A 24887-nucleotide genomic window follows, 5' to 3' on the forward strand; every position below is an offset into this window, starting at 1 on the left:
AGGAAAGCTGGGCTCAGCCTTTCAGTCATTTAAGGCGGGTTTGTGGACGCGGCCAGTTCTCCCCAGCCGTCCTCGAAGATCAGATTCTCTAGCGGAAGGCGCGACGCCCAGCGTTTAACTTGGAGTTCGGGGAGCCTGTAGGCCTGCGCGACATAGCCAACGCAGAGATAGGCGACGATCGCTATCTCATTGGGGATCTTCAAGATCCGTCGGAGATCGGCGTCCCGGACAATGCTCACCCAGCCAACGCCGACGCCTTCCGCGCGCGCCGCAAGCCACAGGTTCTGAACCGCGCAGGCGGTGCTGAGAATATCCGTGTCGGGCTGCTGCGTTCGTCCGAGCCCGGTCGCGCCGAACCGCGACCGATCGCAGGTGACGCAGATATTGAGCGGCGCCTTCAGGATGCCCTGCAGCTTCAGGCTGCGATAGAGCGAACGACGCTCCGGCTCCAGCGCTTGTTCTTCGGCTTCGCAGGCGTCCCGAAAGGCGGCGTAGGCGGCGCGGCGCTTCTCGACGTCCTTGATGACGATGAAGTTCCATGGCTGCATGAAGCCGACGGACGGCGCGTGATGCGCCGCGTCGAGGATGCGCAGCAAAACGTCGCGCGGCACGTCGTCGGGAAGGAACTCGTCTCTTACGTCGCGGCGCGCGTGGATGACGCGATAGATCGCCGCGCGCTCAGCTTCGCTGAATGCTGCGGCGGGCGCCAGATCCGCCGCCTGCGGCGCGTCGCTTTCCTTGGGCGCTTCAGCCGCCATTGACGCTCTCCAACGCCGCGGCGAGGCGCGCCCAGACGGCCTCGCTTGGCGGCAGGCCGAACCGTATCCAATCTGGCCGCTCGGCGAAGTTGCGGGTCAATATGCCGCGGGCGGCGAGATGCGCAAACCATCGGGAGGCCTGCGGATGCGCCGTCAGCCGAAATAGCGTCGTTCCGCCCAGGATCTGGAATCCCAACGGGCTCAACAGCGCGTCAAGGCGCGACGCCTCCCGCACGCAGATCTGCGCGGCGCTCCTGCGCCAGGCGTCATCGGCGAGCGCTCGGGCGCCGATGGCGAGCGCCGGACCCGAAACCGCCCACGGCCCCAGCGCGCCGCGAAGCGCCGCCGCGCACGGGCGCGAACAGAGCGCAAAGCCGAGGCGCAATCCAGGAAGCCCGTAAGCCTTGCCGAAAGAGCGCAGCACGAGAAGACTTCCGTCGTGAGCGAAACGCGCGACGCTATGTTCCGGCGTGAAGTCCATAAAGGATTCGTCGACCACCAGCAGGCCGCCGCGCTGCGACATTTGCTTGGCGGCGGACAGAATTTCGTCGGGCGAGACGATGCGTCCGTCCGGGTTGTTGGGATTGACGATCACGCCGACGTCCGCCTTCGCAAACGCGTCCAACGTCTCCACCCTCTCGACCCGCGCGCCCGTCGCGGCCCAGCGGGCGGCGTGCTCCGCATAGGTGAAGCCGAGAATCGCGACCCGCTTCGCCGGAAAGACGCGGGGCAGCATCTGGATGAACGCCTGCGCGCCGCCGCCCGCCACGATCTCGACGCCGGCAGGCGCGCCATAGGCGCCGCGCGCGGCGCTGTCGAGCGCCGCGAAAGCGTCGTCGTCGGGAAGCCGCGTAAAGACATCATCGGCGAGCGAGGGGAGCGGATAGGCGCGGGGATTGACGCCCGTTGACAGGTCGATCCAGGGTTGCGGCGCGTCGGGATAACGTCGACGCGCCGCGTCGAGTCGCCCGCCATGCGCGACGATCGGCGGCGCGCCGATTGCGGGATGCGCCGTCATCGCGCCATCTCCCAAAGCGCGTCGAGATCGATATGGCGCGCGCAATGCGCGGCGAGCGCGTCGAGCGTCTCATCGATCGACTCTTCGTAGCGCAGCGCGGACGGCGGCGCGCCGAGGATGCGCAGCAGCGACGCGCGCAAGCCATCATCGGCGAAGATCCCATGCGCATAGGCGCCCGCCACACGCCCGTCGCGCGACGTCGCGCCATCCGCGCGCCCCTCTGCAAGCTGCAGCGCCGGTCGTGCGCAGTCGGCGCCCGAGGTTTCGCCGACATGCATTTCATAGCCGCTGAACGGCGCGTCGAAGATCGACGCATGGCCGCTCACAGGCGACAGCGTCTTTTCTCCGGTCAGCGAGGTCGCGACGTCCAGTAAACTCAACCCCTGCGCTTCTCCCGCGGCGCCTTCGACGCCGAGCGGATCGCGAATGACGCGGCCGAGCATCTGATAGCCGCCGCATATGCCGAAGACGCGGCCGCCGCGGCGCGCATGCGCGAGGATGTCGATGTCCCAGCCGTTGGCGCGCAGAGCCGCAAGATCGGCGATCGTCGCTTTCGATCCGGGCAGGATCACAAGTTGCGTCTCCGGCGGCAGCGGCTCTCCATCCTTCAGAAAGATCACGCGCACGCCCTGCTCCGCCTTCAGCGGATCGAGATCGTCGAAATTGGCGATGTGCGGCAATAGCGGAACGGCGATGACGACGCCGTCGCGCCGATCGCGGCTTTTCGCACGCAGCCCGAAAGCGTCCTCCGCCGGCAGCCGACCGGCGGCTTCGAAATACGGCACGAGACCGAGCGATCGCCAGCCGGTCCGCGCTTCGACAAAGCGCAGGCCGTCGTCGAACAGCGAGGCGTCGCCGCGGAACTTGTTGACGATGAAGCCTTCGATCATCGCCGCATCTTCCTCGTCGAGCGCCGCCTTGCAGCCGACGAGCTGCGCGATGACGCCGCCGCGGTCGATATCGCCGACGAGCGCGACCGGGGCGTCGACTTCGCGCGCGAAGCCCATATTGGCGATGTCGTTCCTGCGCAGATTGATCTCGGCGGCGCTGCCGGCGCCTTCGACGATGATGATATCGGCCTCGGCTTTGAGGCGCTCGAAACTTTCGAGCACCGGCTGCATCAGGCGCGGCTTCAATTCCTGATAGTCGCGCGCCTTCGCCTGCCCGGCGACGCGCCCCTGCACGACGATTTGCGCGCCCGACGCGCCTTGCGGTTTGAGCAGCACGGGATTCATGTCGATGCGAGGCGTAAGCCGCGCGGCGCGCGCCTGCAAGGCCTGGGCGCGGCCGATCTCGCCGCCGTCTGCGGTCACTGCCGCATTGTTCGACATGTTCTGCGGCTTGAACGGCGCGACCTTGACGCCGCGATTGGCGAAGGCGCGCGCGAGACCGGCGACGATCAGCGATTTGCCGACGTCGGAGCCTGTGCCCTGGATCATCAGCGTGCGGCTCATGACGCGAGGAAGGCCATCGCCGCGTCGATGCTGTCCGTCGTCGCCGCGTCACCGCTCGCCGGCCGCGCGATCATGACGACCTCGAGGCCCAGCGTGCGCGCCGCCTCGATCTTGGCATAGGCAAGCGCGCCGCCGCTGTTCTTGGTGACGACGAGCTCGATGCGCTTGTCGCGCATCAGCGCGATCTCGTCCTCGAGCGTGAAGGGACCGCGGCCGAAGATCACATCGCAGGAGGGCGGAAGATCGTCGGCGTTCGGCGGTTCGATCACCCGCAGGAGATAATCATGCTGCGGCGCGAGACGGAAATCGGCGACGCCTTGCCGGCCAATAGCGAGAAATACCCGGCGGGGCTCCGCGCCCAGCGCGCGCGCCGCCTCGGCGTTATTTTTGACATCGATCCAGCGATCGCCGTCGCCAGGGACCCATGGGGCGCGAGTCAGCACAAGCAGCGGCGCGCCGGCGGCGGCGCAGGCGGCGCGCGCGTTGGCGGAGATTTGCGCCGCGAAAGGATGCGTCGCATCGATCACATGCGAAATGCGCTCCTCGATGAGATAGCGCGTCAGCCCTTCGACGCCGCCAAAGCCGCCTGTGCGGGTCGGCAGATCATGCGCGAGCGGCGCGCTGGTGCGGCCGGCGAGCGAAATCACGCCGTCGAGACGGGCGTCGCCGGCGATGCGCGTCGCAAGCTGGCGGGCTTCGCTCGAGCCGCCGAGAACGAGCACGCGGCGGCGTTCGGTTGGCGCCGACGACAGAAGCGCCGCCGAACCCGCATCTCTCACGCCATTGCACGTTGAGTCATTCACGCCACAACAACCAATCAAAGTTTTCGCATGTCATTCCCGACGCGCAACGCGCGCGATCGGGAATCCAGCTTCAAAGGTTCCCGTAGCTGCTCTGGACGGTCGGACCTTCGGTTCGCCGGGAATGACAGCCCTGAAGCGGCGGTTGGAGCGCTTATATCACAGCGCCGTCGAGCGCGCGGCTCACTCGGCGGCGAGTTTCACCGCCGCCGGGTGGCGATATTCGGCGATGAGCCGTTCGCGCTCGGCATCGGCCGCCGCGATGTGGCGCGCCTTGACATGGCCGAAGCCCCGAATGTGCTCCGGCAGTCGCGCGAGCGCGACGGCGCTGGCGTAATTTTCGGGGGTCAAAGTAACCGAGAATTCGTCGAGCAGGGCTTCGTAATCGCTCAGGAGCCTGCGCTCGACGACGCGGTCGTGATCAAAGCGGAACACGTCGAGCCAAGTGTTGCGCAAGCTCTTCATCCGCGCCAGCACCCGCAGCACCTTGAACATCCAGGGCCCGAAGGTGAACTTGCGCGAGCCGCCGAAGTCGGTCTTGCGCTGGAGCGCTGGGAGATTGGGCGCGAGATGCAGTTCGAGGCGCAGATCGCCTTCGAAGGTTTCATTGAGCTGGCGCTGGAAGGCGCCGTCGGTGTAGAGCCGCGCGACTTCATAATAGTCCTTCGCCGCCATCAGCTTGAAGAGGTAGCGCGCGACCGCGTCGGTCAATTCGCGGGAGCCCGGCGCGCGCGCGGCTTCGAGCCGCTTGATCTGCTCGACGCGGGCGCGATAGCGGCCGGCGTAGGCGTCGTTCTGATAGTCCACGAGGAACGCCGTGCGACGTTCGATGATCTCGTCGAGAGTTTTGGACTTCTCGCGGCTGCGGTTGGGTTGGCGCAGCGACTCGACGACGGCGAGCACGCTCTTCAAATCATGTGCGGCGCGCCGGCCCCAAAGAAAGGCCGATTGATTCATCGGCACGGATTCGCCGTTCAGTTCGATCGCGCGCAGGATCGCAGCGTCGGAAAGCGGCAGCAGGCCCTTTTGCCAGGCGTAGCCGAGGATGAAGATATTCGCGGCGATCGAGTCCCCGAGCAGCGCCTGCGAGAGCGCCGTGGTGTCGATGAAGGTCGACTCCGGCCCGCCTGCGCGGCGGATCGCCTGTTTGATCTCTTCCGACGGCAGAACGAAATCGGGATTGCGTTCGATGTCGCCGGGGAACACCTCGGCGCAGTTCACGAGCACCGCCGTCTTGCCCTGCTCCACGGCGGAGAGCACCTGCTTGGCGCCGGCGACGACAAGATCGCAGCCCAGCATCAGATCGGCTTCGCCGGCGGCGATGCGTATGGCGTGAACGTCCGCGGGCGTGCGGCCGATCTTCACATGGCAGTAAACCGCCCCGCCCTTCTGCGCGAGGCCGGCCATGTCGATGACGCCGACGCCTTTGCCCTCGAGATGCGCGGCCATGCCGAGAATGGCGGAAACGGTGACGACGCCGGTGCCGCCGAGGCCCGCAACCAGAACGCCATAGGGCGTTTTGCCGATCTCGGCGATGCGCGGCTCCGGCAGCGCCGGCTGTACGCTGGCGTCTTCCTTGGAGGGTAGCGGCGCTTTTTTCATTCGCCCGCCATGTACGGTCACGAAGCTCGGGCAGAAGCCCTCAAGACACGAGAAGTCCTTGTTGCAGGCGGACTGGTCGATGCGCCGCTTGCGTCCGAATTCGGTTTCGACAGGCTGCACCGCGACGCAGTTCGACGCCGTGCCGCAATCGCCGCAGCCTTCACACACGAGTTCGTTGATGATGACGCGGGAATCCGGATCGGTCATCAGGCCGCGTTTGCGCAGGCGGCGCTTTTCCGTGGCGCAGGTCTGATCGTAGATCAGCACGGTGACGCCTTCCGTCTGCGCCAGATCGCGCTGCACCTCGTTGAGGACGTTGCGGTGGTGAATGGTCAGGCCAGGCGGCCAGACGATCGTCGGCGCATATTTGCCGGGCTCGTCGCTGACCAGCGCGATCTTACTGACGCCTTCGGCCGCGACCTGGCGGGCGATCGTTTCGACCGTCAATTCGCCTTCATGCTTCTGGCCGCCGGTCATCGCGACGACGCCGTTGAAGAGAATCTTGAAGGTGATGTTGGTGTTGGTCGCGACGGCGAAGCGGATGGCGAGCGACCCTGAATGATTATAGGTGCCGTCGCCGAGGTTCTGGAACATATGCTTGCGCGTCGAGAACGGCGCTTCGCCGATCCAGTTCGCGCCCTCGCCGCCCATATGGGTGTACCCCTCGGTCGAGCGGTCCATCCATTGCGCCATGTAGTGGCAGCCGATGCCGGTATAGGCGCGCGAGCCCTCGGGCACGTGGGTCGACGTCGAATGCGGACAGCCGGCGCAAAAATGCGGCACGCGAACGGTGACGTCCGTCATCGTCCGCCGGCGATCCTGCAGTTTCTCGAGCCGGCGCACGCGGGCCTCGAGCTCCTCGAGCGGATGATATTTCAGCAGCCGTCGCCCGATGGCGATGGCGACGTCATTGGCGTCGAGCGCGCCCTTGACCGGGAACAGCCATTCGCCGCGCTCGTCCTTCTTGCCGATGCAGAGCGGCTGATGCGGCGCGCCGTATAATTCCTCGCGCAGCTGCACTTCAATGAGCGAGCGCTTCTCTTCGACGACGATGATCAGATCGAGTCCGCGCGCGAATTCGCGCAGGCCCTGCGGCTCCAGCGGCCAGGGCGCGGCGATCTTGTACAGGCGCAACCCGAGATCGTTCGCCTTCACCTCGTCGAGCCCGAGATCGTCCATCGCCTGACGCACGTCGAGATAGGACTTGCCGACCGTGATGACGCCGATCTTCGGATTGGCGCCGCCCGACGTGATGATGCGGTTCAAGCGATTGGCGCGAATGAAGGCGAGCATCGCGTCGCGCTTGCTCTCCTGCATGCGCTCTTCCTGAGCGAGCACCGGATCGCCAGGCCGGATATTGAGGCCGCCCGGCGGCATGAAGAAATCCGCGGGCGCTATCGGGCGGATGCGACCGAGCGACGCGTCGATCGAAGCCGTCGATTCGACGGTGTCCTTGAGGAGCTTCAGTCCGACCCACACGCCGGCGAAGCGCGACAGAGCGAAGCCATAGAGCCCGTAATCGAGGATTTCCTGCACGCCGGCCGGCGACAGGATGGGGATCATGACGTCGACGAAATGATAATCCGACTGATGCGCGGTCGTTGAGGATTCGGCCGTGTGATCGTCGCCCATGAGCGCCAGCGCGCCGCCATAGCGCGAGACGCCGGCGAGATTGACGTGCCGGAACGCGTCGCCGCTGCGGTCGATGCCGGGACCTTTGCCGTACCACAGCGAAAAGACGCCGTCATATTTGCCCTCGCCGCGCATCTCGGCCTGCTGCGCGCCCCAGATCGCGGTCGCCGCGAGGTCCTCGTTAAGGCCCGGCATGTAGAGAATATTGTTGGCGTCAAACAGCGCCTTGGCCTTGTGCATCTGCGCGTCGACGCCGCCCAGAGGCGAACCCCGATAGCCGGTCACAAAGCCCGCGGTGTTCAGTCCGGCGCGGCGGTCGGACTCCTTCTGCATGAGGAGGAGACGCACAATCGCCTGGGTGCCGGTGATCAGCACACGCGATTTGTCGAGATCAAATCTATCGGAGAGCGACGCCTCGGCGAAGGCGGAGCCGGTCTTTGCGTCGCCGGCGGCAATTTCCGCCATTACTGCTCTCCTGCGCGAAATCGGCGAAGCGCGCTTTCGACTCTTGCGCTCACACGCTAAAAGACAAGGATCAACCCGTGAACGAATACGGATTAACGACCCAGCCGCTCGCGGCCTGCCGCCGCACAGCGCCCTCAGGCGCCGACTCTGCAACTTCCACCTTATGCCACAGGGAAGCGCCTTTTCAAGAATGGATCTGCTAACATACACAGGCTCATATGGGGAGCCTGTGCGCCGCGGTTTTGCCGCCTTCGTCGCCTAAGCGCGAGACTCGCATGAAGTTGAAATTCAAGACGATTCTCATCCTTTTGACGACCGCTGCAGGAATTGGCGCGGCCGCCGCCCACCCCCACGTCTGGGTGGCTGTGCGCAGCGAAGTCGTGTTCGCCCCCGACGGCAAGATCACCGGCGTCAGGCACGCCTGGGAGTTCGACGAGATGTATTCGGCCTATGCCGTACAGGGACTCGGTAAGGACGGCAAGCCGCCCACGAAGGAAGAACTTGCGCCGCTCGCCAAGACGAACGTCGAGTCGCTGGCTGAATTCGAGTTTTTCACCTTCGCCAAGCAGAGCAGCGCCAAGCTCGCGTTCAAGCCGCCGGAGAATGTGACGCTCGAAGCCAACGACAAGAAGATCGTCACACTACACTTCTTCCTGCCGCTGGAGACGCCGGTCGCGGCCAAAAAGCCATTCTCATTTCAGGTCTATGACCCGACATATTTCGTTTCCTTCGGACTCGAGAAGAAAGATCCGGTGACGCTCGCAGGCGCGCCCTCCGGATGCTCGCTCAGCCTCGTCGACCCCGCGCCGCTCCTGGCGAATGAGAACCAGAAGCTCAGCGAAGCATTCTTTCAGAACATGTCGCCGGGCGCCGATTTCGGCGTGAAACTGGCCACGCGCGCGATCGTGGCCTGTCCGTGAAGATCAGCCGGTGGGCGGTCGGGCTGGGCCTGATCGCGATCTTCGCCGCGGCCGCCGTTTCGCCTGCCTGGTGCGCGCCGCGCCATCCATTCGCCGTCGGCGCTCAGGAGTCGACAGCTGCGGCGACAGGCCTCGCCGGGCTCATTCTGGCGTGGCAAGCCAAGTTCCACGCCGAGCTGCAGGCCGCCGTCCGGGCGCTCAAGACCGACCCTTCAGCCTTTCTTGCGCTCGCGGCGGCGAGCTTCGCCTATGGCGCCTTTCACGCCGCGGGACCGGGCCACGGCAAGGCGGTGCTCGCCTCCTACATGCTCGCCAATGAAACGGCGCTGCGCCGGGGCTTGCTGCTTGCGGCGCTCGCCGCGTTGCTGCAGGGGGTCGTCGCGATCGCCGTCGTCGGCGCGGCGGCGGCGTTCTTCCGCGCAACCGCGAGCCAGATGAGCGACGCGACGCGGCTGATCGAACTTGCAAGCTATGCCGCGGTTGCGGCGCTCGGCGCGCGGCTCGCCTGGGTGAAAGGCTGCGCGCTGGCTGCGGCGCTTCGCGCGCCCGCGATCGTTCCGTCCGCGCGGGGCTTCGTTTGTGAGGCGATCGACGATCCGACGCATGTGCATGACGAGACCTGCCGGCATGCGCCGGACCCGTCGACTCTGGGGGGGCCGAAGTTTCGGCTCGCCGACGCGGCGGCGACGGTGATCGCCGCCGGACTGCGCCCCTGCTCCGGCGCCATTCTGGTGCTTGTCTTCACCCTGTCACAGGGACTGTTCGCCGCCGGCGCCGGGGCGGTCATCGCCATGTCAGCCGGAACCGCGATCACCACGGGCGCCCTCGCCGCCACGGCCGTTTACGCAAAGAGCGCCGCGGCGCGGCTTGGCGCGAAGGACTCGCGACGCGCCCTCATCATCGCGCGCGGCGGCGAGTTCATCGCCGCAATGCTTGTTCTGGCGCTCGGCGTCACGCTGCTCTTCGGCCTTGCGCCGACGACCGCGGGAGCCGCGTGACGCGGCTCGCGGCGACGCAGCATGATCATTGCGGCGGGAGATGGCGTCATTCGGCGCCGGACGCGCTATCTTGAACAAAAGCAGTTAGGCGCGCGCGCGATTCGCAGCGCGCGTTCACGCCCGCTCGCGGAGGTCCAAAGCGACATGACAGGCGCAGAAAAGAAAGAGGACCCCTACGCGAAGCGGCCCTGGCTTTCCTCCTACCCCGCCGGCGTTCCGGCTGATATCGACGAATCGTCATATTCGACGCTCATTCGGATCTTCAACGCAAGCGTCGCGGAATTCGCCGACAGAACCGCGATGGAGAGTTTCGGCGCGACGCTCACTTTCGAAGAGCTCGGCCGCGCCGCCGTCGCCGTCGCCGCCTGGCTGCAGACGCGCGGACTGAAGAAGGGCGATCGAGTCGCGATCATGTCGCCGAACGTCCTCGCCTATCCGGCCATCCTCTTTGGCGTCCTGCTCGCCGGCGGCGTCGTCGTGAACGTCAATCCGCTGTACACGCCGCATGAACTCGAACATCAGATGAACGACTCGGGCGCGCGCTTCTTGTTCGTCTTTGAAAACTTCGCGCATACAGCGGCGACCGCTTGGCCGCACATGAAAATCGAACGTGCGGTCATCGTCAAACCCGGCGATCTGATGGGACTGCGCGGAATGATCGTCAATTTCGTTTCGCGATGGGTCAAGCGCATGGTCCCGGCCTATCGGCTGCCCGGCTGCGTCGGCTTCGCGCAAGTGCTGCAGGCGGGCGCCGAGGAGCCGTTCAAGCCGCCGCCGATCGGACCCGACGACGTCGCGTTCCTGCAGTACACCGGCGGCACGACCGGCGTCGCCAAGGGCGCCATGCTGCTGCATCGCAACGTCGCCGCCAATGTCGAACAGTCATGGGCCTGGCTGAAACCCTATCTCGAAGGCAAGCCGCTGATCATGGTGACGGCCTTGCCGCTCTATCACATCTTCGGACTGACGGCGTGCCTGATGCTCGTGGTGAAGACCGGCGGCTGCTGTCTGCTGATCGCCAATCCGCGCGACATCAAGGGCCTGATCGCGACGCTGCGCAAATCGGATTTCACGCTGTTCTCCGGCGTCAACACGCTTTATGCGGCGATCGCCGACCATTCGACCGCGAAGTCCGTCGACTATTCCAACCTGCTTCTCACCATCTCCGGCGGCATGTCGACTCAGGAAGTCGTGGCGCAGAAGTGGAAGGCGCTGACCGGAAAGCCGATCGTCGAAGGCTATGGGCTGACCGAAACCTCGCCGATCGCCACGGTCAACAAGCCAACGATCACGGAATTCACCGGCGCGATCGGCTATCCCGTGCCATCGACGGAAATCTCGGTGCGCTCGCCCGAAGGCGAGCCGGTTCCGATCGGCGAGCGCGGCGAACTCTGCATCAAGGGGCCGCAACTGATGGGCGGCTACTGGCGCAGGCCGGATGAAACCGAAAACGCGCTGACAGCCGACGGCTTCCTCAGGACAGGCGACATTGCGGTGATGTCGCCTGACGGGCTGATCAAGATCGTCGACCGGCTGAAAGACATGATCCTCGTCTCGGGTTTCAACGTCTATCCGAACGAAGTCGAATCGGTGCTGGTCGAGCATCCCAAGGTCAAGGAAGCGGCGGTCATCGGCGTGCCGAATGAACATTCCGGCGAAGCGCCCATGGCCTTTGTCGTGGCGCGCGACAGCAGCCTCACGCGCGAGGAGTTGCGGGCTTTCGCACATGAGCAGCTCACCAGCTACAAGGTGCCGCGCTATTACGAATTCCGCGAGAGCCTGCCGAAGACCAATGTCGGCAAGATCCTGCGCCGCGCGCTCAAGGAGGAATTTCTCGCGCGCAAGAATACCGTCGCGGACGAAGGGCGCGGCAAGAGCGTGCGGACCGAACTCGGCCGCTAGCGCTCGCCGAAACGGTCCGCCGCCTCGCTGATCGCATCGTAAACGAGATCGAGTTCGGACGCCTCGACGCAGTACGGCGGAAAGACATAGAGCGTCGGCCCCAGCGGACGCAGCACGAGCCCGCGCTCGTTGAAGAAGCGCATCAGATCGAGCGCGATCGTCGCAAGATAGCCGCTCTGCGCGATCTTCAGATCAAGCGCCGCAACGATGCCGAGCCGGCGTGCGTTGGAGAAACGCGCATCGTCCGTAAAGCGCGCGATTCGCGCCGCCTGCATGTCGCAGAGCGCCGCGACGCGGGCGGCGGGTTCTCCAGTCGCCCAGACGTCGAGATTGGCGAGCGCTGCGGCGCAGGCGATCGGATTCGCCGTATAGGAACTCGAGTGAAAAAAGGCGCGGGCGCGCTCCGGCGACAGATGCGCCTCGAAAATCTCGCTCTTGCACATGGTGACGGCGAGCGGCAGCGCGCCCCCGGTAAGTCCCTTGGCGTAGCAGGCGATGTCGGGAACGAATTTCGCCTGCTCGCAGGCGAAGAGCGTTCCGGTGCGGCCGAAGCCGGTCATCACTTCATCGGCGATGAACAGCACGCCGTAACGCGCGCAGATGCGCTGCATCTCCGCGAGCGTATCGGCGCCATACATGAGCATGCCGCCCGCGCCCAGAAGCAGCGGCTCGACCAGCAGGGCGGCAGGCGCGTCGCGACAGGCGCGCTCCAGCGCGTCGAGCGTGTCCTGCTCACGGCCGCGCGTAGGGAAGGGAATGCGCGAGACCTCATAAAGCAGCGGCTCGTAAGGCGCATTGAAGGGCGAGCGCGCGCCGACGGACATCGCGCCGATCGTGTCGCCATGATAGCCGTGCTCAAGCGCGACAATCCGCGTGCGCGATTCTCCGCGGTTGCGCCAGAAGCCGAGCGCCATCTTGATCGCCACTTCGACGCAGGTCGAGCCGCCGTCGGAATAGAAGACATAGTCGAGGCCGGGCGGCGTCAGCGCGACGAGACGCCGCGCCAGAGTTTCCGCGGGCTCATGGGTGAAGCCGGCGAAGATGATCTGGTCGAGACGCCCGGTTGCTTCGCGGATCGCCTGCATGACCGCGGGGTGGCGATGTCCATGGGTGATCACCCACCACGACGAGATGGCGTCGAGAAAACGCTTGCCGTCCTCGGCTTCGAGCCAGGCGCCTTCGGCGCGCGCGATCTTGAAGGCGCCGGGCTGTAGCGCATGCTGCGTGAACGGCCGCCAGACCGGCGAGTCGGTGACAAAGCTCATGCGTCGCTTCCGAAGGCGTCGCGGTCGATCGCGGCGTCAAACGCCGCGCGCAGCGTTTTCTGAGTCAGGGGATCGAGTCTCGGCAGCCGGCCGAGAATGCGCGCGCCGCCGATCGTCTCGATCGAATGCTGCGCATCGGCGTCGGCGTCTCCCGAAAAGACGATTCCCGTTATCGGTATCGCGCGTCTGCGCAGCGCTTCGAGCGTCAGCAGGCTGTGATTGATCGTGCCGAGGCGCGTGCGGGCGACCAGTATGACCGGCAGTCGCCAACGCTCAAGCAGATCGATCGTCAGCGCGCGGGTGCTGAGCGGCGTCATCACGCCGCCGGCCGTCTCGATGATGAGAGGTCCGTCGCAGCGCGGCGGGTTGAGCGCGACGACGTCGATTTCAACGCCTTCGTCGCGCGCGGCGAGATGCGGCGAAGCCGGCCGACGCAGTCGCCATGCTTCTGGAACAATTTGGCGAGGCGGCGCATCCGATAGCCGCGCGACGGTCTGCGAGTCCGTCTCGCCGTCGAGCCCCGACTGCACCGGCTTCCAATAAAAGGCGTTAAGCGCGCCGACGATCGCCGCCGAGACGACGGTCTTGCCGACGTCCGTATCCGTGCCAACGATGACAAATCGGCGGTTCATGCTTCAAGCCTCGCCAGTTCTTCGCCAAGATGCGCGACCATGCGCGTCATATCTTCCGTGCTTGCATTGAGCGTCAGCGCGATGCGCAGGCGAGCGGAGCCGTCTGGCACGGTCGGGGGACGGATGGCGCGAATGTCATAGCCATGCGCCTGCATGCGCGATGCAAGCGTCGTCGCGCGAACGTCCGAGCCGACGATGATGGGCTGGATCTGGCTCCCCGATGGTTCGATGGCGCAAAGGCGACGCAGCTCCGCGCCGACGCAATCGATGCGCGTCATGAGTTCCGCGCGCCGCGCGTCAGCCGCCGCGACGATCCTTAGCGCAGCGCGGACGCAAGCGGCCATAACCGGCGACGGCGCGGTGGCGAAGATGAACGGCCGGCAGCGGTTGATCATGAAATCGCGCAAGATGCGCGGCAGACAGAGAAGTCCGCCGACGACTCCCATCGCCTTGCCGCAGGTGTGCAGACTGATGACATTCTCCGCGCCTTCGAAACGCGCGGCGAGTCCACGCCCGCTGGGGCCGTAAACGCCCGTGGCGTGCGCCTCATCGATCAAGAGAAAGGCGTCGCTTTTTGCGGCGAGCGCATAGAGATCCTCGAGAGGCGCCTTGTCGCCGTCCATGCTGTAAAGGCTTTCGACCACGATCCAGACTTTTCCGCGTCCGCCCTTTTCGCGCCAGAGGCGGATCGCGTCCTCGGCGGCGCCCACGTCATTATGCGCAAATCCCGCGTTCGGCGCGCGCGCCAACCGCATGCCTTCATGGGCACTCGCATGCGCAAGCGCGTCATAAAGAATGAAATCGTCGCGCTGCGGTGCGGTGGAGAGCAGCGCCTCATTGGCCGTAAAGCCGCCGCTGAAATAGAGCGCGCTTTCCGCGCCAAAGAAGCGCGCCGCCTCCTCTTCCAGGGCTTCATGCTCCGGATGATTGCCGCGCAAGAGCCTCGAGCCGCCGGCGCCGACAGGAACGCCGCGCGCGAGCGCCGCCGCCAGAGCCGCGGCGAGTTCCGGCGACTCGGCGAGCCCAAGATAATCATTCGAAGCGAAATCGATTCCGGCGCGAGGCGCGAGCGCGCGCAGCCTGCCGCGCGCGGCGAGGCTCGCGAGATCCTGCGCGTAGCGATCGAGCATCGAGGGCCGATCTTCGATCAGGAGAATCGCTCCCAGGCCGCCTGCCTCGAAACGCCGAGAGCCTTGCCGATCGCGGTCCAGCTCACGTCGCGCTTGCGGAGCGCCGCGACTTGCACATGCATGAGCGACTGCAGCGCCGCGACGCTGGCCTCGCTGGCCTTGACTGACGACAGCAGCTGCTCGTCGGAAAGATCGTCCCAGCTCTTGAAAGGCGAAGGCGAAGCGTCGAGAATCTTGTTGCAGACGCCGACGCAGTCCTCGCAGATGTAGCCGCCGGCGGCGCCGCCGATCAGCCGCGAGACTTCGGTCTCCGACTTCTTGCAGAACGAGCAGCGCAGTTTACGTTTGGGGACAGTGAGCATGGCCAGCGTCTCCGTCAAGATCTTCTTGACAGCTTGCCCGAGGATCGTCAAGTCGGTCTTGACAGCCCACTTGAAACCGCCACGCTGAAACGCGATTTAAGATTAAAGTTTCCCACGGAGCAGCTGCAATGCACGCGCCGGTACGCTCCAGCGCCCCGCCCTCGCCGATCCCCTGGCCCCCGATCCTCATGGCGGCGACGCTCGCGGCCGGGATGGCGCTCGACGCCGCCACCGGGGCTTCGCTCGTCGATCGCGCTTCCTCCTTGCTGCCACATATCGCGGGCGTGGCGATCGTCCTCCTGGCGCTGGCCAATGATGTCTGGTGCTTTCGCATTCTCTCGCGACATCAAACGACGATCATGCCGCACCGCGCGGCTTCCTATCTCGTCACTGAGGGGCCGTTCCGCTTTTCGCGCAATCCCATCTATGTGTCGCATGTCGCGCTGATCTTTGGACTGGGTCTGTTCCTCGGCTCGCCCTTCACGCTGTTGTTGACGCCGCTTCTCGCGATCGGGCTGACAAAGCTCGCCATCGAGCCCGAAGAGCGGCATCTTCTTGGGAAATTCGGCGACGACTATCGGTCGTATATGGCGCACACGCGGCGGTGGCTCTAAACTGACCGCAAGGGCGTTGTGAACGAGGCGGCAAACATGAACGCTCAAACTCCTCTACCGGGCGGCGAACGCCTTGACTTCACCGTCCGGGGCATGACCTGCGCCTCCTGCGTGTCGCATGTCGAGAAGGCGCTTGCGCACACGCCCGGGGTAAACGCCGCGAGCGTCAATCTCGCGACTGAACGGGCGGAGGTTTCTCTCGCGCCCGACGCAAATCTCGCCCGGCTCGTCAAATCCGTCTCCGACGCCGGCTATGAGGCTGTCGTCGAGACGATCGAGATCGGCGTCGGCGGCATGACCTGCGCCTCCTGCGTCGCGCATGTCGAGAAGGCGCTGAACGCGGTTCCAGGCGTTCTCGAGGCGAAAGTCAATCTCGCGACCGAGCGCGCGTCCGTGCGCGCGCTCGCCGGCCCCGGCCTCACCGACCGGCTGCGCCGGGCCATTTCGGGGGCCGGCTACGAGCCGCGCGCCATCGAAGCGGATTCCGCCGGCGCGGATCGCGAACGGATGCGGCGCGAGGAGGAGATGCGGGCGCTGCGCTTCCGTCTGGCGGTCGCCGCCGTTCTGACGGCGCCGATCTTCGCGGTCGAAATGGGCGGTCATCTCATCCCGCCGGTCCATCACTGGGCGATGAGCACGATCGGCGAGGCGAGGATCCGCGAGATTTCCTTCCTGCTCACGACCGTCGTGCTGTTTGGCCCCGGCCTGGTCTTCTTCCTAAAGGGCGTTCCGTCGCTGCTGCGGCGCCAGCCCGACATGAACGCGCTCGTCGCCACCGGCACGCTCAGCGCCTATCTCTATTCGGTCGTCGCAACCTTCGCGCCCGATGTGCTGCCGCCCGGCTCTGTTCATGTCTACTACGAGGCCGCGGTCGTCATCGTCACCCTCATCCTGTTCGGCCGCTATATGGAGGCCCGCGCCAAAGGCCGCACCTCGGAGGCGATCCGCGCGCTCGCGCGCCTTCAGCCGAAGACCGCCCGCGTCGAACGCGACGGCGCGACCGTCGACGTGGATATCGACGACGTGCGCGTCGGCGACATCGTTCTGGTGCGGCCGGGCGAACGCATTCCAACCGACGGCGTGGTCACGCAAGGCGCATCCCATGTCGACGAGTCGATGGTGACGGGCGAACCGACGCCGGTCGCAAAAAGACCCGGCGCCGCCGTCACGGGGGCGACCGTCAACGGGTCCGGCGCATTCTCGTTCCGCGCGACCCGCGTCGGCGCGGATACGACGCTCGCCGGCATCATCCGCATGGTCGAGCAGGCGCAGGGCGCCAAGCTGCCGATCCAGGCGCTGGTCGATCGCGTCACCGCCGTCTTCGTCCCCGCGGTTTTCGCCGTCGCGGCGCTGACCTTCGTCGTCTGGATGCTGATCGGACCTGAGCCGCGCCTCACGTACGCGCTCGTCAACGCGGTCGCCGTGCTGATCATCGCCTGCCCCTGCGCCATGGGGCTGGCGACGCCGGCGGCGATCATGACCGGCACGGGACGCGCCGCGGAGCTCGGCGTGCTGTTCCGTAAGGGCGAGGCGCTGCAGACGCTGCGCGACGTGACGCTCATCGCCTTCGACAAGACCGGCACGCTAACCCATGGCAAGCCGCGCCTGACCGATCTCGTCGCCATGCCCGGCAAGAGCGAGCAGGAACTGCTGCGGCTCGCCGCGAGCGTCGAATCGCAATCCGAACACCCCGTGGGCGCGGCGCTCGTCGCCGCGGCCAGGGCCGCGGATCTTCCGCTTTCGCCCTGCGCCGACTTCAAGTCCGTCGCCGGCATGGGGGTCACGGGAACCGTCGACCGCAAGAATGTCGCGATCGGCGCCGAGCGCTTCATGACGTCGCTCGGGCTCGACGCCGCGTTCTTCGCAGCCGACGCCCAGCGACTCGCCGAGGAAGGCAAGACGCCGCTTTACGTCGCGATCGACGGCAAGCTAGCCGCGATCCTCTCCGTCGCGGACGATCTGAAGCCGACGAGCCGCGCCGCCATCGACGCCATCCATTCGATAGGCGTGAAGACGGCGATGATCACCGGCGACGACGCGCGCACGGCGCAGGCCATCGCCCGGAGATTGGGAATCGACGAGGTCGTCGCGGGCGTGCTGCCCGACGGAAAGGTCGCGACGCTGGAGCGCCTGCGCGAAGCCGATAAAATTGCCTTCGTGGGCGACGGCGTGAATGACGCGCCGGCCCTCGCCGCCGCCGACGCCGGAATCGCCATCGGCACGGGAACCGACATCGCGATCGAGGCCGCCGATGTCGTGCTGATGTCGGGCGATCTCGCCAAGGTGCCAGCGGCGCTGGCGATCTCTCATGCGACGATGCGCAACATTAAGCAGAATCTGTTCTGGGCCTTCGGCTACAACGTCGTGCTCATTCCCGTCGCGGCTGGCGCGCTCTATCCTGTGAACGGCATGCTGCTCTCGCCGATGTTCGGCGCCGCGGCCATGGCGCTCTCGAGCGTTTTCGTGCTCACCAACGCGCTGCGCCTGCGCCGCTTCGAGCCGCCGCTTGTCGCGGCCGCGGAAATCGCCGATCAGACGGCGCCGATCGAAACGGAAGCGACGGATAAAGAGATCAAGGAGGAAGCGATGACGACGTTCAATGTGAAGGACATGACCTGCAATATGTGCGTGAAACATGTCACCAAGGCGGTGCAGGCGGTCGAGCCGAACGCCGACGTCAAAGTCGATCTCGCCAGCGGCAAAGTGGACGTGACGCCGGCGCCCAGGGACGCCGAGGCGCTCGCCAAGGCGATCACCGAAGCCGGCTATCCGGCGCAGGTCGCCGCGTGAGGCGGCGCCCTTTCTCGCGGCCAATGACGGCATGCGCGCGCCATGACTGACGCCATGACTGACGCAGTGACGCGCTCGCTCGCCGGCAAGACCCTGTTCATTACCGGCGCGAGCCGCGGCATCGGCCTCGCGATCGCCATGCGCGCCGCGCGTGACGGCGCGAATGTCGTCATTGCGGCCAAGAGCGTGATCGAAAATCCGAGAATTCCCGGCACGATCTATACCGCCGCTGCGGAGATCGAAGCGGCGGGCGGACAGGCGCTCGCCGTCGCCTGCGACATTCGCTTCGAGGATCAGGTCGAGGCGGCGATCAATCAGGCCGTATCCTGCTTCGGCGAGATCGACATCCTCGTCAACAACGCCAGCGCCATCGATCTGCGCGGCATCGACGCGCTGGAGATGAAGCGCTTCGATCTGATGCATCAGATCAATGCGCGCGGAACCTATCTGTGCTGCAAGGCGGCGCTGCCGCATCTCCGCAAATCCGCCAATCCGCACATATTGACGCTATCGCCGCCGCTCGATCTGAACCCGAAGTGGTTCTCGCCCAATCTCGCCTACACGATGTCGAAATATGGGATGAGCCTCGTGACGCTTGGACTCGCGAGGGACCTCGAGTCCGACGGCGTCGGCGTCAATTCGCTGTGGCCCGAAACGGCGATCGCCACGGCCGCCGTCGGCAATCTTCTCGGCGGCGACGAGCTGCTGCGCCGGTCTCGCAAGCCGGAGATCGTCGCGGACGCGGCGCACGCCATTCTCATTCGCCCGGCAAAGAGCTGCAGCGGCAATTTCTTCATCGACGTGCGCGTGCTCGCGGAAGAAGGCATGACCGACTTCTCCGCCTACGCCGTCGACCCGCGAGAAGACGCCGTGCTCGACTTCTTTCTCGACGCGCCGATCAGCGCGAAGGTGACGAAGTCAGCCTTTCATCTCCGCAAATAGACTTATCCGAGCGCGGCTGCGCCGGCCGCGATCGTATAGACGCCGACAGCCGCGACGAGCGCGCCCGAAAAATAGGGCGCGCGCATCGCCAGCGCATTCAATCCGGGCCAGCGCGAGGTTGCGTGGCGCATGCCGAGCGCCGCGGCGACGCCAACGAGCACGAGAGTCAGCGCGAGACCGATGCTGAAGCACAGCACGAGCAGCGCGCCCAGTCCGATGCGTCCGACCTGCAGGCACAGGAGCAGCACGGTTATCGACGCCGGACAGGGAATGAGACCTCCGGTCAGGCCGAAGAGAATGATCTGGCCGGTCGTCGCCTGCCGATTGGCGAAACGCCGCTCGATCTCGAGCGCATGTTCGCGCTCATGCGCGTCGGCATAGACGGTCGGATCCACGTCGAGAAGCTCGCTCTCGAATTCCTCTTCCTCATGTGTGTGCGGAACGCCGCCATCGTGCTGATGGCTGTGAGCAACGCTGGCGTCATGCGCATGAACATGGGCGCCGAGGTGCGTGTGACGATGACCCGCGTGTCCATGACCCGCGTGGCCATGATCCGTGTGGCTGTGATCCGCCTGGGCATGACCCACGTGGCCATGACCCGCGCCTGCGCCGAGCGCGATCAGGCCATCCTCCCGCGCCGACGCCGTCGCGGCTCGGCCGGCCGCCACCTCTCGCCAGCTTCGCCATGTCATCCAGAGGGCGACGGCGACGATCAGCGCGCCAGAGAGGATCTGGAGATAGGGCTCGTTCGCTTCGACGTTGAGTTGCGCGCCAAGATAAAGGCCGGTCAGCGCGACCGCCCAGACGATCGCCGTGTGGGAGATTGTCGCCGCCACGCCGAGCAGAATCGCCTGCGCCACAGTGCCGCGAACCGCGACGATGAAGGCGGCCATCATGGTTTTCGAATGGCCGGGCTCGAGCCCGTGCAGCGCGCCTAGAGCCACGGCGCTCGGCGCAAAAATCCAAGCATTCGCTGCGCCGGCGCGGAAGACTTCGGAGAGATCGGACATCGAATTCGCCGTGAGCTCCAGGCGTATGTCGGAGGTGACGGAGGGGCCAGCCTTGCGGCGGCGCTCGACGCTCCGCCTTCACGAGAACGTCTGACTCTGTCTACTTTATAGTCAGCGTCCCCCAATGAAACAAGCTCTTGCGGGACTCGAACCGACGAAGCGGGGCGCGCGAACGCTCGAAGCTTCGGAGCGCTTAGGTTCCCGTTTGGAGCGCTGCCCGCGCAGTCAAGACAGGCGCGGCGCATGCGGCGCGGGCGCCTGTGAGCGCGGCGCCTCCTCAAAAAGAAAACCCCCGGCTTTTTGGGCCGGGGGCTTTTGTCCTAATTCTTCAGTATCGCTTAGGGCATATCGCCGGCGACGAACTTCGGAATGACCGGACCGCCGATTTCGGCCGCGAAGCGGCGTCCCGACGGCGAGAAGAACATCAGGAGGCCGCCGATCTGGCTGTCGGTGTCGTAAGCCAGGTCAGACAGACGCTCGATGTCCCAACGCGCGTCCTGCACCTTCACGGCGATTTCCTTGGTCTCGCCCGGCGCGATCGGCGTCGGGTCCGTCGACAGACCGCGGTCGGCCAACAGATAGTCCGGGAAGTCGGGCTTCGTCGTGAACACGTCAGGGTTCAGGAAGCGCAGGCCGGCCGCCGTATATTCGCCAAGGCGAAGCGGCTCGGAGGTCGTGTTCGTGACCTTGACGTTGATCGTCAGCTCACGGCCAGGGACCTTGTAGACGCCGCCGTTCAGCTCAGCCGACACGCGCTCCTTGCCGACGCCCGCCGTGCCGTCAGTCACGATCGGCGTCAGAGGCTTCTGCAAGCCCGCCTGAAGCGGGATCGTGCGCGGGAAGGTCGAGTTCGTCACGGCGTAGCCGACGATCGTCGCCAGGATGGTCAGCGCGAGAACAATCGCGCCAATGCGCTTGTCGTCGTCCGTCACCTGCTCGTCGACCTTGCCGGTGGCGACGCGCAGATAAGAGGCGATGACGCCCTTACGCACGAACCAGAACAGGATCCACGCAGCGCCGACCGCAAGCCACGGCAGATGCCACGCATAAACGCGGCTGATGCCATAGGTCTCGAGATCGACCGTCGAGCCGTCAAGCAACGTCACCGGATCGGTGAAGTCCTTCATGTCGCCCTTGATCTCGATCCACTGGCCGGGGCCGATGATCGGACCGCCGCCCTCGACGTTGATCTGAGCGTGAACATGCCAACGGCCGGCGCGACGACCGCGCAGGTTGATCGAGAAGGCGTAGTCGTTGCCGGGAACCAGCGACACCGAACGCGGCGCAAACTGCTCGCCGATGAACTGCGCCGTGCGAACCAGAACCGGACCGGGCTCGCCGGCGTTCAGGAACGACACGCGCGGATTGGCGACCGCCTGCGGCCAGGCCGAGAACACATGGATCTTGCCCGACAGCACCATCTCTTCATTGACGTTCACCGTCGTCTTCGACCACTGAACGTCATACCAGTTCAGCGTGCGCATCCGAAGAAACGCCTGCTGCGACTTCTCGCCGTGGGCCGACGCGGGAGCAACCGCTCCCAGGGTCGCCGCCACAGCCGCCGCCGCGCCAATCGCGGCGAGCTTGACGAACTTTTTCATCGATAAACCTCCCAGGTTCCTCTTCACCGGCCGCCGCCTCGCGCGCCAACCGGTCTTGCTTCTCGCAGCGGACTTAAAGCCAACAGCCACAGTCCGCCGCTCTTCTTTCCTTGCAGGCCGCCGCGGCGCCCCTCTTAAAGCGCCGCAGCAAGCGACGATGCTTAGATCGTGTCGATGATCTTGGTCGTCGAATACCAACGACCCATGAACCACCACAGGAAGTAAACCATCATCGACACGAAGCCCGAGAAGAACGCCGCAACCGGCACAACGTCCTTACCGAAGGTGCGCAGCGTGCCGCGCTCGACCATGCGGATATATTCCGGCATCGACGTGCGGACGAAGTGGAAGCCGATCAGATCCGCAAGCGTCATCAGCTGACCATGCTGCTCCGTCGCCTGGTGGAACGCCGCAATCGCCGGCCAGTTGTTCGGGTAGAACAACAGACCCCAGCCCAGCGAACCAACAATCGCCGTGATCACATAGGAGCCCGACAGAAGCAGGATCACGTCAAGCCAGATCGCCGGAACGATCAGAGCGGACGGGAACACAAGGCTGATCGGGAAGTAGGTCCAGCCCCAGAAGTTGACGTAGCGGTTGATCCACTCGCCAATCAGGAGGCCGAGAGCCGCGAACACCGCGCCGAACGGCAGACGGAAGTTCACCCACCAGAACGCCTGCGACGCCGCGCAGAAGGTCACGCCCAGAATCGGCACGACCGTCGGCCACATACGACGATCCTTCCAGTCAACCCAGAAGTCCCAGTCGCCCGCCGTCAGCATGAAGTGGACGTGGTAGCCGCCAAGAACGGCGAAGAACAGAAGAACAAGAAGCATCCAGTCGACCGTCTGGACGCAACCCGCCGCCTCAGCGACGGAGTTGAACGGACCGACCGCCCCCCCGCTTTTCGATTGTGACATCACTCTTCTCCTTGGTGTTTCTCGAACCCGTAAAAGCCCGAGTTCTTTCCTTATGGCTCCCGGCAGCCTTCCCGCCGCCGGCGCCCGGACGGCGGATCGCCCGCCGCCCGCATCCTTCAAAGCCTTCGCCCGCCAGGGCTCCTAACCGAAACCCCCGATCCAGGCCGCAGAAACCCAACCCACGCTCACAAAGCGAAAGGCGAAGATCTCTGCTTTTAGCGAAAGCTCAGAGCCGTGACGCCGCCCGCCGCGAAGCGGGCGGCGCGGGTCTCGATTACTCGGTCAGGAGGGCGACGCCTTCCTTGCCGATCAGACGCTGAATGTTGATCAGCAGCTGAAGCACGACGCCGAACACGCCAAGCGCCATCCAGCCGAAGAACACGAAGCCCCAGTGCAGCGGCGCAACGAACAGCTCTTCCATGAACCAGAACGTGTGGCCCCACTCATTCAGGCCGACGTTCGGGATGATCATGAACGGGCCAATCGCCACGATCAGATACGCGACAGAGTACCCCTTCGCGAAATACGGAAGACGAGTCTTCGCATAGAAGAAGCCGCCAACCGCGATAACCGAATAAATCGGGTAGCTCATGTAGAACTCGATGATGTGCGACGGCGTGAAGTCCGTGTCGCGAATCACCGTCATGTGCCAGGTGCCGTCCTGCTCAGTGAAGAACGACGCGCCCCAGTAAATGGCGGCCGCGTAAACCACCAGCCACTGAACCTCGACCACAAGCCGGCGCATCTCTTCGCGGGCCGTCAGGGTCGAGAAATCGCGCGTGCGCGTCTTCCAAAGGAAGCCGGCAAGGCCAACGCCCGAGATCAGCTCGAGCGGGATCTCGGTCCAAAGGATCGACATCCAATACGTCTGGAATTCAGGAGCAAACGAGTCAAGGCCAGCGCGCCAGCCGTAAATCTGCTCGTAAATCCGGACAACAAGATAGAAGCCGTTCAGAACCGCAAGGCCAATCCACATGCCCTTAAGGTCAACTACAGCTTCCGTGCCAGCAGCAGCCCGGGCTGCTGTGTCAGTCGTCGAGCTCATACCTTTCTCCTCCTAATGTGCTCCCAGGGAATTGCGCGTGACCGGTATCGCTCCGCCTCCCACAACGGAGCCGCTTCGTCCTCGTTTCTTGCATAAAGCGAAAGCGCGTCTTCTTGCTAAAAACACGCAAACCCGCCCTTGTCTTGCCGCAGCCTTCCCGGAAATCGCGGAATCCCCGGAACCCGGCTGCTTGTTGTTATCGGACGAACACCGACGTCGCCGCCTAAGCCAAAATCCAAACCCGCCCCCTTGAAAGGGCAGACAACAGACCCAGCTCAGCGTGCCGCAACAATTCCAACAACGCCCCCCTAACCACAATACCCCTTGGTATAGAGCAAAACAATCTATCGAATAGCCAATGCAACCCTAGGGGATAGTTAAAAGCCCACCCCTACGGAGCTCCGCGAAGAATCTCAGCGCAGCGCATCATTTCATCCATGTCGCTGGAACAACGCGATATTTACGATCAGCGTATCAGCGTTCGCCGGCGCGATCTCGTGAATTGCTGCGCCGCGAAGAGCGGCAACCATCCGGGGTGGGCGGCTATTTCTCCGACCATGGGCGCACGCCGGTCGCGTCGGCGCCGGCGAGCGCATCGCGCATCGTGACGCCGTCCAGCTCGAGGTCCGGCGCGATCTCCGCGAGCGGCGCGAGAACGAAGCCGCGGCGGAAAAGCTCCTTGTGCGGCAGCGTCAGCTCGGGATCGTCGATCGCATGCTCGCCGAGGAAGAGGATGTCGACGTCGATCAGCCGCGGCCCCCAGCGCCGCGTCGGCGCGCGGCCCATGTCGGCCTCGATCTTCTTGACCCCCGCGAGCAGCTCATAGGGCGCGAGCGCGGTGTCGCCGATGGCGCAGGCGTTGGCGAAATCGCCCTGGTCGAGGTCGCCCCACGGAGGGGTGCGATAGATTCGCGAGACTCTCTCGAGCCGCGCCAGCCCCCGCGCCTCGACCAGCCGCAGCGCCTCGCGAATATTGGCCGGCTTGTCGCCGATGTTGCTGCCAAGACCAAATCCGACTCGCATCGTC

20 protein-coding genes are annotated in these 24887 nt (G+C 65.2%); 6 read left to right on the plus strand and 14 right to left on the minus strand.

What is annotated here, in order from left to right:
• Window positions 1-29 precede the first annotated feature (29 nt).
• From bluB to AC0X69_RS06330, 5 genes are all read right to left on the minus strand, one after another.
• Window positions 30-758 carry a 5,6-dimethylbenzimidazole synthase gene (gene bluB / locus AC0X69_RS06310; protein WP_482612370.1) on the minus strand — a complete coding sequence of 243 codons (729 nt, stop codon included), beginning with the start codon at window positions 756-758 and terminating at the stop codon, window positions 30-32.
• Entirely contained in the window at window positions 748-1776 is a 1029-nt protein-coding gene (gene cobD, locus AC0X69_RS06315) for a threonine-phosphate decarboxylase CobD (RefSeq protein ID WP_482612372.1), read from the minus strand. Before cobD ends, bluB begins: the two co-directional genes overlap by 11 nt.
• On the minus strand, window positions 1773-3230 hold the full coding sequence (locus tag AC0X69_RS06320) for a cobyric acid synthase (RefSeq protein WP_482612374.1): 1458 nt from the start codon (window positions 3228-3230) through the stop codon (window positions 1773-1775). The genes cobD and AC0X69_RS06320 overlap by 4 nt, the downstream gene beginning before the upstream one ends.
• Window positions 3227-4033, minus strand: coding sequence for a cobalt-precorrin-6A reductase (locus AC0X69_RS06325; RefSeq protein WP_482612376.1), 807 nt, complete (start codon window positions 4031-4033; stop codon window positions 3227-3229). Before AC0X69_RS06325 ends, AC0X69_RS06320 begins: the two co-directional genes overlap by 4 nt.
• 180 nt (window positions 4034-4213) lie before the next feature.
• A complete protein-coding gene (locus AC0X69_RS06330) occupies window positions 4214-7729 on the minus strand; it encodes an indolepyruvate ferredoxin oxidoreductase family protein (protein ID WP_482612378.1) in 3516 nt (1171 codons plus the stop codon).
• 275 nt (window positions 7730-8004) lie between these two features.
• Between AC0X69_RS06330 and AC0X69_RS06335 the strand changes: the two genes are divergently transcribed.
• The 3 genes from AC0X69_RS06335 (at window position 8005) to AC0X69_RS06345 (ending at window position 11549) form a co-directional block, all read left to right on the plus strand.
• The gene (locus AC0X69_RS06335) at window positions 8005-8649 is read left to right on the plus strand and encodes a DUF1007 family protein (RefSeq protein ID WP_482612380.1); all 645 of its coding nucleotides are present in this window, start codon (window positions 8005-8007) and stop codon (window positions 8647-8649) included.
• Window positions 8646-9647, plus strand: coding sequence for a nickel/cobalt transporter (locus tag AC0X69_RS06340; protein WP_482612382.1), 1002 nt, complete (start codon window positions 8646-8648; stop codon window positions 9645-9647). Before AC0X69_RS06335 ends, AC0X69_RS06340 begins: the two co-directional genes overlap by 4 nt.
• 144 nt (window positions 9648-9791) lie before the next feature.
• On the plus strand, window positions 9792-11549 hold the full coding sequence (locus tag AC0X69_RS06345) for an AMP-binding protein (RefSeq protein ID WP_482612384.1): 1758 nt from the start codon (window positions 9792-9794) through the stop codon (window positions 11547-11549).
• Here AC0X69_RS06345 and AC0X69_RS06350 read toward each other — a convergent pair.
• From AC0X69_RS06350 to AC0X69_RS06365, 4 genes are read right to left on the minus strand one after another with little or no spacing between them, the layout of a single operon-like run.
• On the minus strand, window positions 11546-12814 hold the full coding sequence (locus AC0X69_RS06350; protein WP_482612386.1) for an adenosylmethionine--8-amino-7-oxononanoate transaminase: 1269 nt from the start codon (window positions 12812-12814) through the stop codon (window positions 11546-11548). The two genes, AC0X69_RS06345 and AC0X69_RS06350, sit on opposite strands and share 4 nt — an antisense overlap.
• Entirely contained in the window at window positions 12811-13446 is a 636-nt protein-coding gene (bioD, locus tag AC0X69_RS06355; RefSeq protein WP_482612388.1) for a dethiobiotin synthase, read from the minus strand. The genes AC0X69_RS06350 and bioD overlap by 4 nt, the downstream gene beginning before the upstream one ends.
• Window positions 13443-14576, minus strand: coding sequence for an 8-amino-7-oxononanoate synthase (locus tag AC0X69_RS06360; RefSeq protein ID WP_482612390.1), 1134 nt, complete (start codon window positions 14574-14576; stop codon window positions 13443-13445). The genes bioD and AC0X69_RS06360 overlap by 4 nt, the downstream gene beginning before the upstream one ends.
• Window positions 14577-14593: 17 nt before the next feature.
• A complete protein-coding gene (locus AC0X69_RS06365) occupies window positions 14594-14938 on the minus strand; it encodes a ClpX C4-type zinc finger protein (RefSeq protein WP_482612392.1) in 345 nt (114 codons plus the stop codon).
• 128 nt (window positions 14939-15066) lie between these two features.
• Here AC0X69_RS06365 and AC0X69_RS06370 point away from each other — a divergent pair, with 128 nt between their 5' ends.
• From AC0X69_RS06370 to AC0X69_RS06380, 3 genes are read left to right on the plus strand one after another with little or no spacing between them, the layout of a single operon-like run.
• On the plus strand, window positions 15067-15552 hold the full coding sequence (locus AC0X69_RS06370) for a methyltransferase family protein (RefSeq protein WP_482612394.1): 486 nt from the start codon (window positions 15067-15069) through the stop codon (window positions 15550-15552).
• Window positions 15553-15588: 36 nt separating this feature from the next.
• Window positions 15589-18342 carry a heavy metal translocating P-type ATPase gene (locus AC0X69_RS06375; RefSeq protein ID WP_482612396.1) on the plus strand — a complete coding sequence of 918 codons (2754 nt, stop codon included), beginning with the start codon at window positions 15589-15591 and terminating at the stop codon, window positions 18340-18342.
• A 42-nt stretch (window positions 18343-18384) separates the two neighbouring features.
• Window positions 18385-19284 carry an SDR family oxidoreductase gene (locus tag AC0X69_RS06380; RefSeq protein ID WP_482612398.1) on the plus strand — a complete coding sequence of 300 codons (900 nt, stop codon included), beginning with the start codon at window positions 18385-18387 and terminating at the stop codon, window positions 19282-19284.
• A 2-nt stretch (window positions 19285-19286) separates the two neighbouring features.
• On the opposite strand, the gene AC0X69_RS06385 is transcribed toward AC0X69_RS06380, so the two are convergent.
• The 5 genes from AC0X69_RS06385 to folK form a co-directional block, all read right to left on the minus strand.
• Window positions 19287-20294 (minus strand): nickel/cobalt efflux transporter, encoded by a 1008-nt coding sequence (locus AC0X69_RS06385; RefSeq protein ID WP_482612400.1) that lies wholly within the window; start codon window positions 20292-20294, stop codon window positions 19287-19289.
• 338 nt (window positions 20295-20632) lie between these two features.
• Entirely contained in the window at window positions 20633-21895 is a 1263-nt protein-coding gene (gene amoB, locus AC0X69_RS06390; RefSeq protein WP_482612402.1) for a bacterial ammonia monooxygenase, subunit AmoB, read from the minus strand.
• 161 nt (window positions 21896-22056) lie between these two features.
• Complete coding sequence (amoA, locus tag AC0X69_RS06395) at window positions 22057-22815, minus strand: bacterial ammonia monooxygenase, subunit AmoA (RefSeq protein ID WP_482611375.1); 759 nt, start codon at window positions 22813-22815, stop codon at window positions 22057-22059.
• A gap of 274 nt (window positions 22816-23089) precedes the next feature.
• Window positions 23090-23860 (minus strand): bacterial ammonia monooxygenase, subunit AmoC, encoded by a 771-nt coding sequence (amoC, locus tag AC0X69_RS06400; protein ID WP_482611377.1) that lies wholly within the window; start codon window positions 23858-23860, stop codon window positions 23090-23092.
• A gap of 543 nt (window positions 23861-24403) precedes the next feature.
• Entirely contained in the window at window positions 24404-24883 is a 480-nt protein-coding gene (gene folK, locus AC0X69_RS06405) for a 2-amino-4-hydroxy-6-hydroxymethyldihydropteridine diphosphokinase (protein ID WP_482612404.1), read from the minus strand.
• Between the last annotated feature and the right edge of the window lie 4 nt (window positions 24884-24887).

Source organism: Methylocystis sp. Uni0008 (assembly GCF_056838045.1).